This is a genomic window from Mucilaginibacter sp. McL0603 (assembly GCF_049992945.1).
GTDB lineage: Bacteria > Bacteroidota > Bacteroidia > Sphingobacteriales > Sphingobacteriaceae > Mucilaginibacter.
In genome coordinates, this window is record NZ_CP188251.1 from 475,953 (window position 1) to 492,319 (window position 16,367).

Annotated in this window: 14 protein-coding genes; 11 read left to right on the forward strand and 3 right to left on the reverse strand. The window is 43.3% G+C overall.

What is annotated here, in order from left to right; genetic code table 11:
- The first annotated feature begins 109 nt into the window (after positions 1-109).
- The gene (locus tag ACPPVU_RS02320) at positions 110-823 is read left to right on the forward strand and encodes a hypothetical protein (protein WP_426670081.1); all 714 of its coding nucleotides are present in this window, start codon (positions 110-112) and stop codon (positions 821-823) included.
- Between the two features lie 156 nt (positions 824-979).
- Here the strand turns inward: ACPPVU_RS02320 and ACPPVU_RS02325 are convergent, their stop codons facing one another.
- Positions 980-1,771 (reverse strand): hypothetical protein, encoded by a 792-nt coding sequence (locus ACPPVU_RS02325; RefSeq protein WP_426670082.1) that lies wholly within the window; start codon positions 1,769-1,771, stop codon positions 980-982.
- 507 nt (positions 1,772-2,278) lie between these two features.
- Here ACPPVU_RS02325 and ACPPVU_RS02330 point away from each other — a divergent pair.
- Positions 2,279-2,746, forward strand: a complete 468-nt coding sequence (locus ACPPVU_RS02330) for a nuclear transport factor 2 family protein (RefSeq protein WP_426670083.1) — start codon at positions 2,279-2,281, stop codon at positions 2,744-2,746.
- A gap of 307 nt (positions 2,747-3,053) precedes the next feature.
- Here the strand turns inward: ACPPVU_RS02330 and ACPPVU_RS02335 are convergent, their stop codons facing one another.
- On the reverse strand, positions 3,054-3,422 hold the full coding sequence (locus tag ACPPVU_RS02335; RefSeq protein WP_426670084.1) for a winged helix-turn-helix transcriptional regulator: 369 nt from the start codon (positions 3,420-3,422) through the stop codon (positions 3,054-3,056).
- Between the two features lie 401 nt (positions 3,423-3,823).
- On the opposite strand from ACPPVU_RS02335, the gene ACPPVU_RS02340 reads away from it, so the two are divergent.
- The 5 genes from ACPPVU_RS02340 (at position 3,824) to ACPPVU_RS02360 (ending at position 8,601) form a co-directional block, all read left to right on the forward strand.
- Positions 3,824-4,612 (forward strand): SDR family NAD(P)-dependent oxidoreductase, encoded by a 789-nt coding sequence (locus tag ACPPVU_RS02340; protein ID WP_426670085.1) that lies wholly within the window; start codon positions 3,824-3,826, stop codon positions 4,610-4,612.
- Between the two features lie 84 nt (positions 4,613-4,696).
- Positions 4,697-5,437, forward strand: coding sequence for an SDR family oxidoreductase (locus ACPPVU_RS02345; RefSeq protein WP_426670086.1), 741 nt, complete (start codon positions 4,697-4,699; stop codon positions 5,435-5,437).
- 40 nt (positions 5,438-5,477) lie between these two features.
- A complete protein-coding gene (locus tag ACPPVU_RS02350) occupies positions 5,478-6,347 on the forward strand; it encodes an NmrA family NAD(P)-binding protein (RefSeq protein ID WP_426670087.1) in 870 nt (289 codons plus the stop codon).
- A 487-nt stretch (positions 6,348-6,834) separates the two neighbouring features.
- Positions 6,835-7,386 (forward strand): RNA polymerase sigma factor, encoded by a 552-nt coding sequence (locus ACPPVU_RS02355; protein WP_426670088.1) that lies wholly within the window; start codon positions 6,835-6,837, stop codon positions 7,384-7,386.
- A 450-nt stretch (positions 7,387-7,836) separates the two neighbouring features.
- Positions 7,837-8,601, forward strand: a complete 765-nt coding sequence (locus ACPPVU_RS02360) for a DUF4382 domain-containing protein (RefSeq protein ID WP_426670089.1) — start codon at positions 7,837-7,839, stop codon at positions 8,599-8,601.
- An 81-nt stretch (positions 8,602-8,682) separates the two neighbouring features.
- Here the strand turns inward: ACPPVU_RS02360 and ACPPVU_RS02365 are convergent, their stop codons facing one another.
- Positions 8,683-9,681 (reverse strand): YncE family protein, encoded by a 999-nt coding sequence (locus tag ACPPVU_RS02365; protein WP_426670090.1) that lies wholly within the window; start codon positions 9,679-9,681, stop codon positions 8,683-8,685.
- 90 nt (positions 9,682-9,771) lie between these two features.
- Here ACPPVU_RS02365 and ACPPVU_RS02370 point away from each other — a divergent pair, with 90 nt between their 5' ends.
- The 4 genes from ACPPVU_RS02370 to ACPPVU_RS02385 all read left to right on the forward strand — a co-directional run bounded on the left by ACPPVU_RS02370 (position 9,772) and on the right by ACPPVU_RS02385 (position 16,342).
- Complete coding sequence (locus ACPPVU_RS02370) at positions 9,772-10,614, forward strand: chromate resistance protein ChrB domain-containing protein (protein ID WP_426670091.1); 843 nt, start codon at positions 9,772-9,774, stop codon at positions 10,612-10,614.
- A gap of 87 nt (positions 10,615-10,701) precedes the next feature.
- The gene (locus ACPPVU_RS02375) at positions 10,702-12,099 is read left to right on the forward strand and encodes a TolC family protein (protein ID WP_426670092.1); all 1,398 of its coding nucleotides are present in this window, start codon (positions 10,702-10,704) and stop codon (positions 12,097-12,099) included.
- The gene (locus ACPPVU_RS02380) at positions 12,096-15,260 is read left to right on the forward strand and encodes an efflux RND transporter permease subunit (RefSeq protein ID WP_426670093.1); all 3,165 of its coding nucleotides are present in this window, start codon (positions 12,096-12,098) and stop codon (positions 15,258-15,260) included. Before ACPPVU_RS02375 ends, ACPPVU_RS02380 begins: the two co-directional genes overlap by 4 nt.
- Positions 15,257-16,342 carry an efflux RND transporter periplasmic adaptor subunit gene (locus tag ACPPVU_RS02385; RefSeq protein WP_426670094.1) on the forward strand — a complete coding sequence of 362 codons (1,086 nt, stop codon included), beginning with the start codon at positions 15,257-15,259 and terminating at the stop codon, positions 16,340-16,342. Before ACPPVU_RS02380 ends, ACPPVU_RS02385 begins: the two co-directional genes overlap by 4 nt.
- Positions 16,343-16,367: the final 25 nt, after the last annotated feature.

The following is a 16,367-nucleotide window of genomic DNA, read 5'->3' on the forward strand; positions in this document are numbered from 1 at the left end:
CTGGATGATGACATCATCAATCACAAGCTGAAAAAGATATAACCTTTTATCTTTATATTAGTGTTTTAAATGGCTTTGAAAAATTCCTGAACCAACTTATAACAATATAATGAAACCTACCTTTCTTTTCATTGCCTTATTTTTTTCGATCAGTTGTTACTCACAAACTCTTGAGCTGCACCTATCTCTTCCACAGCCCAGATTGGGCCAAAGCTTTTATTTATCCTTTAGTTCTGATACAATAAGTAAACAGATATTTAATCTTGCTCCTGGCAAATTCAAAATAAATTCGTACATAGCTTTGACCGGGCAAGAAACATCCTTCAGCGTGCAAATAGAGGCATTAAAAGTTGGACCAAACGAGATTGGGCCTTTAACCTTTAATTTTAATGGCAATACTTATAAAACTGACATTATCAAATTTATAGTCGCTGATTCTTTGCCGAATGTCAATAAGGGCATTTGGATAAGAAAAGTGCCTATTGATGATACGACTGTATATATAATGATTGATCAACGGATACCAACGCACAACCGTATTACACAGAAGGATAGTAACACCATCAGCATGTCTGCAGAAGTCAATGATGATGAAAAAGAGGCCGGGTTAAAATCCGAAGATATAGAAAATGCCAAAATAGAAAACTGGGGATCATCAAGCGAAACGAGTCCGGACTTTACTGGCAAAGGGTTAAGTCATGCGTCGTTTTACAAATGCTATAAGGTTACCATAATAGACAAAAGCAAACCCCTTGTCCTTGTAAAACAGACATTTAATAACTTGCCCGATTATTATAAATTCAAAAACATAACGATTAATTGATACGAAAGCCCTTCAAAATAATTTATTAATTTAAGCGGAACGCTTAAACTGTTAGTGTCAGGCGACACGCCTCGACAGGCGGGGGTATTCTTAATCGCAAAAAAGGCCCTCTGGTGATAGAGGGCCTTGTCGCTGATGTTTTTATTGCCTAAAAAATTACTTCTTAGTTGCCGTTTTTACGATCTGGTATATAAATGTCATAGGCGGACCCACAGCTATTTTTTGCAATGAATCAAGTCCTGTAGTGGGGAATTTTGTATCCGGGCTCCATTTTTCTAACAAAGCCGACTGTAAAGTAGGGTAAAGATCGTATGACAAACAATTAAATTTCATTGAACCGCCGGTTGGAGATAATACAATAGCATTTCCCCAGGCTTTTTGCACTGTTTGATTTTTATCCATAGCGGCTTTGATAAATGGCCCCCAATTACGAATTTCGATAGCGTTGAAAGATCCAGGATCGGTTGAATTGTGATAATTCATTTTGATATATTTAAAATCCTTATCCCCATTAACCTTTGCCACTTCCTGCCATCCCTGAGCTTGAAGGTAATATTCACTAATCACCGTACTCATGCCATAAGTGTCCATTTTTGACATCGGAACATCTGGAAATACCTTTGCAGCATCAAAAACACTACTTAAATCTACATCCATGTCGGGGAACGTATTGACAAATAAAACGTTGGGCGAGTTTAACTCGTCTGCACCACCTACTTTTGCCAGCACCGCCCAAAAGGTCATTTTTCCGCCATCTATCGCTTTTTGAGCCACTTTGCTCCAATAGGTAGTTTCCCGCTTAAGAAATTCGTCCATTTTAGCCGGATCGACACGCCGGTATTGATAAACCGTTATACCTTGTGCATGCACCGTGGTGCTGCAATTAAAGACAAGTGCGATAAAACATAAGATGAATGGCACTGCTGCGGACAGAATTCTCTTTTTCATTTTTTTAATGCTTTAATTATGAATGGAAATGTAAGTTGATAAAATATATTATTGGGTTATTTTATAAACGCGCCTTATAATAATTATTAATTTATAGACAGGTGTAATTTATCCGGATGGCGATTTCACCTTAATAGTTGAGGTTTCAAACGTCAAGCTTATTAAATTTCTTAACTATTCGTTTGTGATAAGATAATATATATTATTTTCAGGAAGAGGCATTGCATAGCCTTACTTAATTATCTTCTGAATATGAGTACATTACGAATTATAATCGAATCTATACAATATAAATTCAGCAAACAAATAATATTAATAAATATATATTATTGATACAGAATAAGTGGCGTCCATGTCCCTAAAAGCATTGTCAGTGCCACATTCAGGCCGCAATGCGTATATTTTTACTGTCCATGGTTACCTAATGGTGAACAGGTTACTAAAGGGTGAACTTCTTGGGCTATCAGATGAAACCAGCCATCTTTGCCGGTATCAAATTTAACTTTTATGAATACTCTTTTTAAGACTACTTTTTGGATTTCAGCTTGCGTAATCGCCCTGCTCGCAGAGCCAGTTGCGACCCAAGCGCAAACCCGGGCCGACGCTGACGTCGTAACGGCCATCTCCAATTTGGAAAATGATGCTGTCAAAGCCGATTTGGCCGGAGACGCAGCCTTTTACCAGAAGTTCCTGGCTGACGATTGGACCCGGGGCGATAGCGATGGAACGTTTTACACTAAAACCCAAATCGTAGGCCTAATGGCCGACTCAAAGAGCTTTAAGACAAACAGCGAGAAGCTTTCCGAACTCAAGGTGCGGGTTTACGGCAACGCGGCCGTAGCAACCTACAAGGATACCTATGATATTATGATCATGGGCCAACATCGCGCCCACACCATCATCGCCACCGACACTTTCGTCAAAACGGGCGACGGGTGGAAGCAGGTCGCGTCTCACGGGGCAGAGGTGAAGTAGCCTCTTGTTCTGACGCCTTAATACGCAGCACTTTAAGGCGTAAAATCAATTTTCAGCCCTGATGCTATCCGATTTAATCATCGGATAGCTATTTTATTTATGAGATGAACCAATCCAAACTCCATACCTGCAAGGGTATTATTACGTATTTGTTGATAGCTTTTTTGTTAAATGCCGTTGTTGATGTTCTGATCATCAATGCAGGTCATATAAGTAAGATCCGCATCTATCGGGCTAAATCCTATCTTTTCATATATTTTAATTATTTACCGCAAAAGCTTATTGGTAAATAATTTAGGCCTTACAGCTATAGCCGGCCACTTTTATTCCGCGCAGTTTTTTCAAAAACTTCCACTTTTTCGGTCGCATACTCATTAGCCCATGTTTCCAGCACTACAAAAGCAGGCCCCAGTGCCCTGCCTTTTTCTGAAACTCTGTAGGATACTTCAGGCGGAAAGCCTGACTTCTCTTCCCTGATAATCAATTCGTCGTTTTCCAGTTGTTTCAGCTGATCGAGTAAAACCTTCTTAGCCACCTTGGGAATAATGCGCCATAACTCCGTAAAGCGCATTTCCGGATGCTGGAAAAGATGATACAGAATAAGTGGCTTCCACTTCCCTGAAAGTATTGTCAGTGCCACATTCAGGCCGCAATGCGTGTATTTTTTATTGTCCATGGTTACCTAATGGTGAACAGGTTACTAAAGGGTGAACTTCCTGGGCTTACAGATGAAACCAGTCATCTTTACCTGTATCAAATTTAAACTTTTATGAATATAAAATTATTGCGTAATGCAACGTCCGTGTTAAATATCAATGGCAAAACCATGAAAACATGAAAACCATTATCAGATACTAATTGTAGGCAGCGGAAATGCAGGCATTTCTGTTGCAGCAAAATTATTGCACACGAACCCTGCAACGCCCAGATAAGTCTTAAGTCCGGAGTCGAGATTCATAAATCCTTTCAACCTGCTTGAGACTTTGGACTTAGAACTTCATCAATACATTTTTACCATTTGTTAAACGCCAGGGGAATTTATAGTCCGACATTTGTACTATAAATAAAGGAGGAACAATGTCACGTATATTCGTCACAGGAGCAGCAGACGGCCTTGGCCTGATGGCTTCCAAATTATTGATCGCCGCCGGGCACCATGTGGTATTACACGCACGTAATGACCAACGTGCAGAAGAAGCGATGTCCGAAGCACCGGGAGCTGAAACGGCCGTTTCCGGGGATCTGTCCAGTATTAAAGAAACCATTGAACTGGCAGAAAAAGTAAACAAATTGGGTCACTTTGACGCCATCATTCACAATGCGGGTATAGGTTATCAGGAACCACGCAGGGGCAATTCAATCGACGGCTTACCGCCGCTATTTGCTATTAACAGCCTTGCTCCTTATATTTTAACAAGCTTAATTCAATTGCCTGAGCGGTTGATTTATTTAAGCTCAGGATTGCACAGGGAAGGCAACCCATCACTGGATGATCTAACCTGGGATAGTAGGAGATGGAGCGGTTATCAGGCGTATTCAGATACTAAATTACACGATGTATTATTGGCGTTTGCGGTAGCAAGGCATTTTCCGCACATCTATTCTAACGCGTTGGAACCCGGATGGGTAGCGACCAAAATGGGAGGCCCCGGCGCACCGGATAGTTTAGCGGACGCCCCGAAAACACAGGTATGGTTAGCCGTAAGCAACGATGAGAAAGCATTGGTAAGTGGAAAATATTTTTATCATCAAAAGCGAAGGGAATATCATCCTGCCGCCGGTAATGCAACCATCCAGGAAGGTTTTTTGGCCGCTTGCGAAAGAATTTCGGGCATTAAATTTCCTGACGGAAATAAATTACAATAAAGTCCTGATCGTTTTTACCAATTGGTAAATGTGAATTTTAAATAGTTCCGGAACTTTGAGTAATCAAATTAATTAAAAAATATCATGGAAAATAAACTAAAAACAAGCGACCTGTCCGGTAAAAAAGTTATCGTTCTGGGCGGTAGTTCAGGCCTGGGCCTGGCAGCAGCAAAAGCAGCAGGAAACGAGGGCGCAAATATTATAATTGTGTCCAGTAACCAAAGCAGGATCGACAGCGCCTTACGCGAACTGCCCGAAGGCAGCAGTGGTTTTGCAGTAGATCTGAGCAAGGAAAAAAGTATCAAAAGTTTCTTTGAACAAGTTGGCAATTTTGACCACCTGGTGTATACAGCCGGTGAAAACATTACCATGAGCATGGTAGGCGATACGGATATCGAAAACGGTAAGGATTTTTTCACCATCCGTTTTTGGGGTGCATTTGCAGCTATCAAATATGGCAAGGCCCATATAAACGAAGGTGGTTCCATAACGCTGATGAGCGGCAACTTTGGCCAGCGTCCAAGTGCGGGATATAGTCTTGGATCTACCATTTGCGGTGCAATGGATGCTTTTACACGGGCGATGGCTGTGGAACTTGCCCCAATCAGGGTCAACAACATTGCTGCAGGAGTTATCAAAACCAACTTATGGAATAACCTGAGTGACGAAGATCGTAACGGGTTCTATAATCACCTGGCAAGTACGCTTCTGCTAAAAAGAGTAGGTGAAGCCGAAGACATCGCACAGGCATTTGTCTACCTGATGAAACAGCCCTACACTACCGGGCAATCTTTAGTTACTGACGGAGGCGCGGTATTGGTATAAACCAATCCGCCCCCGTTATTCATTTTTAAATTCTCATATTATGTATGCGATTACTGGAATCACCGGCCATGTAGGCCGTGTGGCAGCTAAGCTATTGCTTGAAAAAAACCTGCCTGTAAGGGCCGTTTTGCGCAATCCCGTGAAAGGCGGGGAATGGAAAAATAAGGGTACTGAAGTAGCAATTGCCGAATTGCACGATGCAGTGAGCCTCGAAAATGCTTTTAAAGATACATCCGGTGTGTTTGTTATGACACCGCCACTGTTTGATTCTAACGATCCCCTGGGCGATCACAACCGGATGCTTGACGCATTGGTTACTGCAATCAAAAAGGCAAAACCTCAAAAAGTTGTTTATCTCTCTTCAGTTGGAGCGCACCTGGAAAACGGCACAGGGGCTATCAGAAAGCTTTATGATATGGAACAGACGTTTAAGACGTTGGATATACCCACGGCAAGTATCCGTGCGGCCTGGTTTATGGAAAACTTCCAGGGCAACATTGCCTATGCAAAAGACAGCGGCAGGCTGCCAAGCTTTTTAAATCCGCTGGATTTGTCAATACCCATGGTTTCCGCTGTTGACATCGGTAAACTGGCAGCTGATCTATTGCAAGAAAATTGGGAAGGGCACCGTATTCTTGAACTTTCTGGCCCTTGCAGCTATTCGGCCAATGATGTGGCTTATATATTATCTTATCGTTTGAACAGGCCTGTAAAGGCCGAAGTTATCCCGGCTGAACGGTATGCAACCTCCTATGAGTCGTTCGGGTTTACCAGTGCCGCATCACAACTAATGGCAGAAATGAACGAGGGTTTTAACAAAGAACATATCATTTTTGAGAAAACAGGGCAAGAGCAGGTAGCCGGGAAAACCTTATTAGAAGATGCAATAAACAGTTATGTAATTGAATAATCTGGTTAACTCTCACATTTTTTGATGGCACCATGTTTGTTTGTACCTATTACTGCTGAAGGTTTTAGCATCTCCATAACATACACCAACAATGTCATGTTACTGTAAAGACCTTCGATTTTTTTCACTCAAACATATGATGTTTAAATATAACATCATATGTTTGAGTTATTGATTTAAGGCGATGAAAAAGGAAAAAACTTCCCGCCTGTTCAAGCGTATCCTTGAACACTAACAATTTAAGCGTCTGGTCAGAGTGGGGTTAATTTATTCACAATATGGCGCTCGCTGACATATAATTAGTATTTGATTAGATGTCAGCAATATGTTAGATACAATGGGAAAAGGTTTTCCCTTATTATACTTCCTGATTTAACACCTCCTTTTTGCAGTTCGAAATAAATATAATGGTCTGGTAACGGTGGAAAGTAATCATTATCAGTTGGAGTTTAACGATAATGATCATTGACCTAAAAGTGTGGAGACAATGAAAGACACAGTATTAGATATTTTGATAGAGGGATGCCTGAATGGTAACAGGTCAGATCAAAAGGAATTGTATAAAGCATTCTATGGTATGGCATTTAACGTTTGCCTGCGATATGCAGGAAACAGAAACGATGCTTCTGAAATTATTAATCAGGGTTTTCTTAATGTCTTTTTAAACCTAAAAAAATACCGGAAGGACATGCTTTTTGCTGTATGGCTAAAAAACATCATGGTCAATAAAGCAATTGATTATTACCGGAAAAATTTAAAGTTGACGCTTCAGGATGATCTTGACGTTGCTGAATATCTATTATCCAATGAGCTGCCTGAAAATAAGATAATGCATGAAGACCTTCTCACTATAATCCAAACCCTTCCTACAGTCTACAGGATTGTGTTCAATCTTTATGCCATCGAAGGTTATTCTCACAATGAGATCTCTGTGAAACTCAGGATCAGTCCGGGAAGCTCAAAAAGCAATTTATCAAAGGCAAGAAGGGAATTGCAATCAAAAATATTTGAGCTGGATATTAAAAGGATTAAGCAATAAAATTAATTGCCATCTATTGTCCGTCTGTTCAATCGTGTTGCAATAAACGTTAACCTAAGAACCGGCCCTGTAAGGGCCAAATATTGGTAGACACAGAAAGCCAAAAAATCCGTGCCTTCAGGTACGGAACCCAGCGTTGTTGCGTACCTGACGGCACACTATACCTTTAATTTTTTATTTTCTACCAATATCTTGCTCCTAAGGAGCAAGTGAAAAACAATATATCCTCTTAAGTTAACGGCTACGGCGTGTCACTTGAACAGGTGGGTAACTGTATAGTCGCGCCAGATGAGGCGTTGGTTCGCCTTTCGCGCTTGATAACAGGCCAAATACCAAAACACAAATGCTCATTATTTGAAAAATGCGCATCAAAATAATCTTATAACTTTTCCGTTACAACTGCGTATAACTATAATTATTTAACCAATACTAATTATTTAACGAATGCTTATGAAAATTTACTCCCTATTATTTGCCCTCATTTTTTGTTTTGCGATTGCTTCGTGTAACAAAGATAATTCCAGTACAGGTTCAACCCACGTTTCTGTTAAAATGACCGATGCGCCGGGAGCTTATGATGCAGTTATTTTAAGTGTCAAAAGTGTCGTAGTGGTTACCGATAAAGGTGAGCAAACGATCGCTGTAGGCGGAGGGCCCATTAATATCCTAAATTTCAGGCTTGGAAAAGATACTTTGCTGGCGGCACAGGATATCCCCGCAGGAAAGATACAACAGATTCGTTTAGTGCTGAATGATTCGGGTAACCAGGTTGTGGTAAATGGAACAACGTATAACCTGACTACACCGAGCGGACAGACCTCTGGTGTTAAACTAAATGTTCATGATCAATTAGTTGCAGGTATTGACTATACCCTGCGACTCGATTTTGATGCCGCCCAGTCTATCGTGTTGACCGGGAATGGCAAATACAACTTAAAACCTGTGATTCGCGCTATTCCGGTGGCGGCGTCAGGCGCTTTGACAGGCTTGGTTACTCCTGCCGCTTCATCTCCTAAAGTGTATGCAATCGTAGGAACAGATACTGTTGGCACTACCACAGACGCTACGGGTAAATTTTATTTCCCAGGCCTTGCTGCCGGCACATACACTGTCAATTTTGTACCGGTGAGCCCCTATCTGACCAAGACAGTCAGCAATGTAACGGTAACTACGGGCGCCGTACAGGACATGGGCACCGTTACCATCACCCAATAACAAACTTTATACCCTCTCCGCCTGTTCAAGCCACGACGCGCTTGAATGGGCGGAGTTTAATAAGAGTCGCCAACATGCCACCTACCTACTTATTTTATAAACTAACAAAGCAGCTTTTTGATCGCCATCTGCCCTCGCAGCAATAAGTAATAAATTAAGTTCAGGAACTAATAAAGAAGTTCTCGCACCGCTCCGCGTTTTCACATTTCCTGTTTGCTGATAGGCTGTATCACTGATCTGCTTAAAAACATTAACAGCACCTCCGCCGCCACTGATAAAAATCTCTTTGCTGCTTTTGTCCCAATACAGATCATCCACATCACTCACCATAGGAGCGCTAAAAATTGTTGCACCCGTTTCGCTATTGTAAACTACCAGCTTTGCAGGTAAACGGTAACCCACTATAATGCGGTGTTGCTGTTCGTCATAAGCCATTGGAAAGTTTGATCGTGGAAATAATTTTGACCATTTGGCAATTAGCTTTTGTTGCTTCGGATCTATTACGCCAACCATCCCCGAACCCGGCAGGTTTACCCATAACCGGTTTGCTTTTGCATCTAACTGAAAAGATTCAGGATGTGCAGGGAGTTTGATATCACCAACCTGTTTATGGTTTTGTCCGTTGATAATAGCGATACCGCCGCTTCCATAACCTACATATATAAGGTCGGCCTCGATATCATAACGAACGTCATCGGCATCATCATCCAATTTTAAACTCCCTGTTTTTTTCAGAGTGATTGCATCATAAAAGCCGCATTCGCCTGTGCCGCCGTTTGCTACAAATATTTCTTTGTGTTTATCAATGTACGCTACACCTTGCGGCTCATCCAATCCGTTAATGGTACCGGTTACTTTCCCGGCTTTAAGATCGACTATCTCCAGTGTGTTATTACCTAAAGCTGCAACATAGGCTATCTGGTCTTTAACGTTTATATCAATATGGTCAATACGCCCTTTAACATTGGGTAAAGCAATTTCCTTTTCCGGTGTAAGGAATTTTTTACCGGTTTCCTGTGCCTGGCAACTGGTAAAGCAACCCAGCGCAACAAATGACAGTATTAAACGATAGTAGTACATATAGATGATTTGAATAACCGAATTTAGGATTTGTTTCCGTTATCTTTCTGTATTTTCAACAAGCCTCCTGTACTGTTAACTTTACTACCTATGAAATGGATCACCCGCGAACATCCGAAAATTGACCGCATCGCCTGTCCCTGGCTGATCAAACGCTTTATTGATCCTGAAGCCGAGATCATCTATGTTCCTTTTGACCAGGTGATTGCACAGGCTGAAGAATTGAATGCAGTTCCTTTTGACCTGCCGGGCGTTGAATACACGCACTATGAAGATCATTGCACCTTTGATTATTTTATTAAGAAACATCATCTCAAGGATGTTGCCCTTGACCGCGTAGCGGCAATCGTCCGGGGGGCTGATACTGACCGACATGATTTCGCTCCACAGGCTTCGGGCCTGTCAGCCATTTTTTTGGGGCTATCGAAGAATATTCCTGATGATCATGAACTACTCGAATTAGGAATGAAAGTTTATGACGGGCTTTATACCTGGGCTAAGTTTTTACATAAGCAAAAGCATACCAAAGATGCCCCCGTAGAGCAAATGCTGCTTGAAGTTTATCACAAATACCTAAAACAAGGAAATTCAAAAAAAGCGCCCGAATGGACCAGGGAGCTTAAAGAAATGATCCAGGACCAGGTGGATACCAATATGAGCCTGAGTCTTCAGCAGGTATCCCAGGAATTGGAAATTAACCCGGCTTATTTGTCGCGCGAGTTTTCCAGGTACTTTGAGAATTTATCCTTTGGGGACTATATCCGTAAAATGAGGATCGAGAAAGCCGTTCACCTGATGGAGACCACCAATTACGCCTTAACGGAGATTGCCTACCTGACCGGATTTTCAGACCAAAGCCATTTTAACCGCATTTTTAAAAAGCAAATGGGTATGACAGCCTCCGAATTCAAAAAGAAGCATATCCAAAAGTAAATTCTGTACTACAAGTAAAATCTGTTCTATTTTACGGTTGCAAACTTTTATAACATTGAGCTTTATTAATACACTGGACATCCAGCTATGAAACATTCTATTTTATCTGCATTCAGGAAGATCGGCCTGCTTGCAGCGATACTTCTTTGTTTTTTACTTCCGGAACAAGTAATTGCGCAACAAGGTAAAAGTTACCTCGATTCTTTGCTCAAAACAGCGGAACAAAATTACCCCCTGATCAAGGCCAAAAAGCTGCAAATCCAGGCCCTGCAATCTGCGGTCAAGTACAAACAAAACGGCATCATCCCTTCGCTCAATGCATCCTACCAGGTGGATTATGCTACTGCGAACAATATCACCGGTATGATCTACCCGCAATACATTATACCAATCAGCGGGCCGCCTAGCAAAGGAAACGATTACAGCGGTGTGCCCGGCAGCGCCGCAGCGCTCAACCTGCTATGGGAACCCATTACGTTCGGTCAGCGAAATTCAGAGGTCGAGCTGGCCAAAGGAAAATTGCAATTTGGCAAGGCCGATGAAGAACTGTCGTTATTTCAGCAGCAGGTGTATGTGATCAATGCCTGGTTAAACTATACATTAATTAATGACCTGATCAAAGTGTACCAGTCCAATATTGACCGTTCTGCTTTTAACCTTAAACAGGCGGAAACCCTGGTGACCAGCGGCTTAAGGCCCGGTACCGATTCTTCATCTTTTAATTCGGAATATACTATTACCCGGATACAATTAATCGCATTTGAAAGACAACGGGACTCGACCCTGATTACACTCAAAGAATTAGTCGGTGGCAATTTACCGGCGGGTATAATAGTAGATTCCGCACTTTACAAAAATCTTCCGGTGTTAACCCTGGCTGATACTTCTTTGGCCGATCACCCGGAAATACAATTAGGGAAGGCCGATGTCGCGACAAATGAACTGGCTTTAAAATCCTTAAAGAAAAGCATCATGCCCCGGCTGACACTATGGAGTACTGGCTATGCCAGAGGGTCGGGTATCGGCGCTGACGGTTCGGTGAATTCATCTGACGGGTGGCAGTTTCAACGCTACAATTACGGCGTAGGGGCACAAATTTCCTTTCCTGTATTGGAAATCTTCCATCAGAAGCCATTATGGAAACAGCAGGAACTGATTACAGCGTCCAGCCGTGAACAGTTGCAGCTAACCGAATTGCACCTGAACTCGCAGAAAGAAATTGCAACATCCAACTTCCAAAAAGCACTGGAATCGGCCCGGCTGGCACCGCAGCAATTTTATTCGGCTGAATATTCCTATAAAGCTATCCAGTCCAGGTACAAATCAGGCCTGATCAATTATTATGATGTGATCCAGGCACAGCAGCTCTTATTTCAATCAGAAGCCGCGGTAAAGATCGCCTATTATAACGCCTGGAAGTCGCTGCTCAATAAAGCTGCTTACTACGGAAACCTGAACCTGTTTTTAAATCAATACGGCAAATGAACATTATTCAATTTATATATGCCTCTTTACGAAAACCGGTTACCATTATTGTTGCCGTAATCGCTATCGTTTTCTTTTCAGTAGTATCTATACGTACCATGCCCTTAGATATATTCCCAAAGCTGGGCACGCCCACTATCTATGTGGCGCAAACGTATGGCGGCCTGTCTGCCGAGCAGATCGAGGGTTTCGTTACGTCTTATTATGAATATCACTTTCTGTATGTAACAGGCATCAAATCGGTAGAAAGTAAAACCATACAAGGCGTTACCTTATTGAAACTAAATTTTTATGAGGGAACGGATATGGGGCAGGCCACCGGTGAGGTGGTTTCCTTGGTGAACCGGGCACGGGCCTTTATGCCGCCCGGCACCGTATCCCCATTTGTTACCCGTTTTGACGGCGGAAGTGTTCCGGTCGGTCAGTTGGTCTTCAGCAGTCCAACGCGATCTTTGGCCGAAGTCTCAGATCTTGCTTTATTTAAAGTAAGGCCTATGTTCTCTACGCTTCCGGGTGTCTCTGCACCACCGCCCTTCGGCGGTAATCAAAGAACTGTATTGATCAAAGCCGACCCCAATAAACTGCGCGACTACGGGATAAGCCCTGATGAACTGGTAACTGCAATTGCCAAAGGGAACACGATAGTACCGGCGGGTAACCTGCGTGTGGGCGATCAAATGCTGATCACACCCCAAAATACAGTGGTCGATAATATACAGGACCTGGGGAACATCCCTTTAAAAACGGGCAGCGGGCCGGCAGTATACGTGCACGACATTGCTCAGATAGATAACGGAGCAGATGTCACCTCGGGATATGCATTGATCAACGGCAAGCGTTCGGTGTATATTCCGGTTACCAAACGCGCGGATGCTTCCACCTGGGACGTTGTACAAAAGGTAAAAGCTGCTTTACCGGATATGCAGGCCGCCATTCCTGCAGATATTAAAGTAAGCTATGAATTTGACCAGTCAGGCTACGTGATCAACTCCTTGAAAAGCTTGATGACCGAAGGTATTTTGGGCGCTTTGCTGACCGGACTGATGGTATTGTTATTCCTGCGCGATTGGCGGGGATCACTCATTGTTGTTTTGACCATTCCCCTTGCCTTGCTTTCGGCCGTCATCTGCCTGAAATTATTTGGTCAAACGATCAATATCATGACTTTGGGCGGTTTGGCACTGGCTATCGGCATCCTCGTGGACGAAGCTACCGTAACCATAGAAAATATCCATCATCACCAGGAAAAAGGAGAGATGAAGGGAAGGGCGATACTGGAGGCGTGCAAAGAAATAGCCCTGCCAAAACTATTGATCCTGCTTTGTATCCTGGCGGTGTTTTTTCCGGCATTCTTTATGTCCGGAATCCCCAAAGCCATGTTTTTACCGCTTTCCCTGGCGGTCGGTTTTGCGATGATCGCTTCTTTTCTATTGTCACAATCATTTGTGCCGGTAATTGCCAACTGGCTTTTTAAGGACCATCTGGCCGAAGGCGCAAAAGAAGGAAAGCGCATGACACGTTTTAAAGAACGACACGAAAGACTGATCCACCGGCTTTCGCCGGTAAGGAATATTTTTATCCCGGTTTATCTCATACTGTCGGTTGTTTTGGCCGGGCTCATGTTTTTTACATTAGGAAAAGAGTTGTTTCCAAAAGTAGATACCGGGCAGTTTCAGGTCAGGTTAAGATTGCCGGAAGGCAGCCGGATTGAGCGCACGGAAACAAAGACCAAACAGCTGCTTCACCTGATCGACAGTCTTTCCGGGGGCAACAAAATTGCAATATCGTCTGCATATGTTGGCCTGTTGCCATCCACTTATCCCATCAATGCCATTTACTTATGGTCGAGCGGCCCTGAAGAAGCGATAATGAAAGTTAATTTCATTAAAGGTTCAGGCATCCATCTGGATGATTTTAAAGAAACCTTGCGCAAAGCAGTCGTTAAACAAATGCCGGATCTTCATATCTCTTTTGAACCCGCTGACCTCGTGGACCAGGTGATGAGCCAGGGCACAGGTACGCCGGTGCAAATACAGGTGCTGGGCAAAAACCTGGCTCAGGACAGGGTCTTTGGAAAAAAACTTGTTGAACGTCTCAAGACCTTGCCTTATCTCCGGGATATTGCTTACAGCGCACCGCAAAGTTATCCCGGCATGAAAATTGAATTTGACCGGGTTAAGCTTGGTCAATTGGGATTAACCGTGGAGGATGCCGGTAAATCATTAGCTGCGGCCACCTCTTCCAGTCGTTTTACGCAGCCAAATTATTGGGTGGATAAATCCGCAGGAACGGCTTACCAGGTACAGGTACAAATACCGGAATATATCATGAATGATCCCGGACAGGTTGACAATATTCTCCTGAGTTCTAAACCCGGAAGACAGGTTTATATGCGTGATGTGGCGACCTGGAAAATGGGTAATGTTGAAGGGGAGTATGACCGCTTAAATCAAAAACGGTTTATCACCATTACGGCTAACTTACAGGGTAAGGCGCTTGGCTCGGCCATCGATGATATTGATAAGATCATAGCCGGAACAGGCAAGCTGCCGGAGGGTATGAAAATACAGCAGCCGGGACAGGCGGAAGTATTTGGCCAAACCTTCCAGGAGTTGCAGCAGGGTATTTTGCTGGCAATCGTGGTGATTTTCCTGATGCTGGCTGTAAACTTTCAGTCGTTCAGGCTATCCTTAGTTGTCATATCCATTATCCCCGGTATTATAGCGGGCAGTTTCTTGCTGCTTTGGATATTCGGCAAAACCCTGAACATACAATCTTATATGGGTTGTATCATGGCCATCGGTGTAGCTGTTGCCAATGCGATCCTGTTTGTTACACAGGCAGAAAAACACAGAAAAGAAAAGCAAAAGGAACCCTTTTTAATAGGTATCAAAGACCGGATAAGGCCGATCATCATGACCAGCTTCGCGATGATCGCTGGCATGATCCCGATGGCCTTAGGATTGGGTGAGGGGGGCGACCAAACTTCTCCGCTGGGAACCGCCGTAATTGGTGGTCTGCTCTTTTCTATGTTTTCCAGTTTAGTCTTATTACCATTAATCTACCAGTCGTCCATCGGCAACCGTCCTGCACCTGTCATCTCCTTAGATCCGGATGATCCGCATGGCAAGTATCATATTCTAACCGAAAATCAATCATGAAAGCTATAAAATATATATTCTTATTACCCGTTTGCCTGCTGGCAGCCTGCGGGGGGAACCAGGCAGAAAAGGCTGTTCCGCAAGGTTTACCAGAAAAACCGGTTGTTAAATTGATCACCCTGAAACCGGAGCCGGTTTCCAATAAACTCAACTTAACAGGAGAAATTATCCCTTTTGACCGCGCCAATATTTATGCGCGTACACCGGGATATGTCCGGGAAGTGAAAGTGGATATCGGCTCAAAAGTTACAAAAGGACAGGTTTTGTGCATCCTGGATGCACCCGAGCTGAATGCCACGCAGGCCCAGAGTCAAAGTAACAGCCTGGGCGCGAAAGCCAAATATGAAACCAGCAGGACAACTTACTTAAGGTTAGTCAAAGCCGCCCAGGTACCAGGAGCAGTCGCTGACAATGAACTGGATATCGCACGGAACCAAATGAAAACTGACAGCGCAGTTTACCAGGCTTCCCGCTCTGCGACACAGGCCAATAAAGCGATAGAAGATTACCTGGTTATCCGTTCGCCGTTTAATGGCGTGGTAACTGCAAGGAATGTTTTTAAGGGTGATTTTGTCGACAATACCGGGAAAACCATGTTATTCAGCGTAGAGGATAATTCATCCTTAAGGGTGGATGTAGCCGTGCCGGAAGCATTTAATGCTTCTAAATTAAAAGATAATGAGGCATCTTTTACGGTTTCTGCCAATCCGGGACAGGTTTTCAAAGCTAAACTGGCAAGGAAATCGGACGCTATCGATCCACAGACCAGAAGCGAAACATGGGAATTTACATTTCCGAATGCCAAAGGTTTGCTGAAGCCCGGTATGTTTGCCCAGATTGTATTGCCGGTTAGTCGTCCTAAAGACGGTTTCATGGTCCCTTTCAAAGCCGTCGTCACCACCCAGGAGCGCAAATTTGTAATCAGAATAGAAAATGGTAAAACCAAATGGGTCGATGTAAAGACAGGGTTTACCAATAAGGAGAAAACAGAGATCGCCGGGGACTTAAAATCCGGGGACCAGGTAGTGGCCCAGGCCAACGAAGAATTAAAAGAAGGCACAACAGTTCAGGTAAAACCCTGAATGTAAATTGGAACGAAACACAAAT

Coding starts and splice junctions, on each gene's coding strand:
- ACPPVU_RS02375 (WP_426670092.1), top strand. CDS start 10,702: ATGAAACATTCTATTTTATCTGCATTCAGGAAGATCGGCCTGCTTGCA.
- ACPPVU_RS02345 (WP_426670086.1), top strand. CDS start 4,697: ATGGAAAATAAACTAAAAACAAGCGACCTGTCCGGTAAAAAAGTTATC.
- ACPPVU_RS02335 (WP_426670084.1), bottom strand. CDS start 3,422: ATGGACAATAAAAAATACACGCATTGCGGCCTGAATGTGGCACTGACA.
- ACPPVU_RS02350 (WP_426670087.1), top strand. CDS start 5,478: ATGTATGCGATTACTGGAATCACCGGCCATGTAGGCCGTGTGGCAGCT.
- ACPPVU_RS02365 (WP_426670090.1), bottom strand. CDS start 9,681: ATGTACTACTATCGTTTAATACTGTCATTTGTTGCGCTGGGTTGCTTT.
- ACPPVU_RS02380 (WP_426670093.1), top strand. CDS start 12,096: ATGAACATTATTCAATTTATATATGCCTCTTTACGAAAACCGGTTACC.
- ACPPVU_RS02355 (WP_426670088.1), top strand. CDS start 6,835: ATGAAAGACACAGTATTAGATATTTTGATAGAGGGATGCCTGAATGGT.
- ACPPVU_RS02385 (WP_426670094.1), top strand. CDS start 15,257: ATGAAAGCTATAAAATATATATTCTTATTACCCGTTTGCCTGCTGGCA.
- ACPPVU_RS02320 (WP_426670081.1), top strand. CDS start 110: ATGAAACCTACCTTTCTTTTCATTGCCTTATTTTTTTCGATCAGTTGT.
- ACPPVU_RS02370 (WP_426670091.1), top strand. CDS start 9,772: ATGAAATGGATCACCCGCGAACATCCGAAAATTGACCGCATCGCCTGT.
- ACPPVU_RS02340 (WP_426670085.1), top strand. CDS start 3,824: ATGTCACGTATATTCGTCACAGGAGCAGCAGACGGCCTTGGCCTGATG.
- ACPPVU_RS02360 (WP_426670089.1), top strand. CDS start 7,837: ATGAAAATTTACTCCCTATTATTTGCCCTCATTTTTTGTTTTGCGATT.
- ACPPVU_RS02330 (WP_426670083.1), top strand. CDS start 2,279: ATGAATACTCTTTTTAAGACTACTTTTTGGATTTCAGCTTGCGTAATC.
- ACPPVU_RS02325 (WP_426670082.1), bottom strand. CDS start 1,771: ATGAAAAAGAGAATTCTGTCCGCAGCAGTGCCATTCATCTTATGTTTT.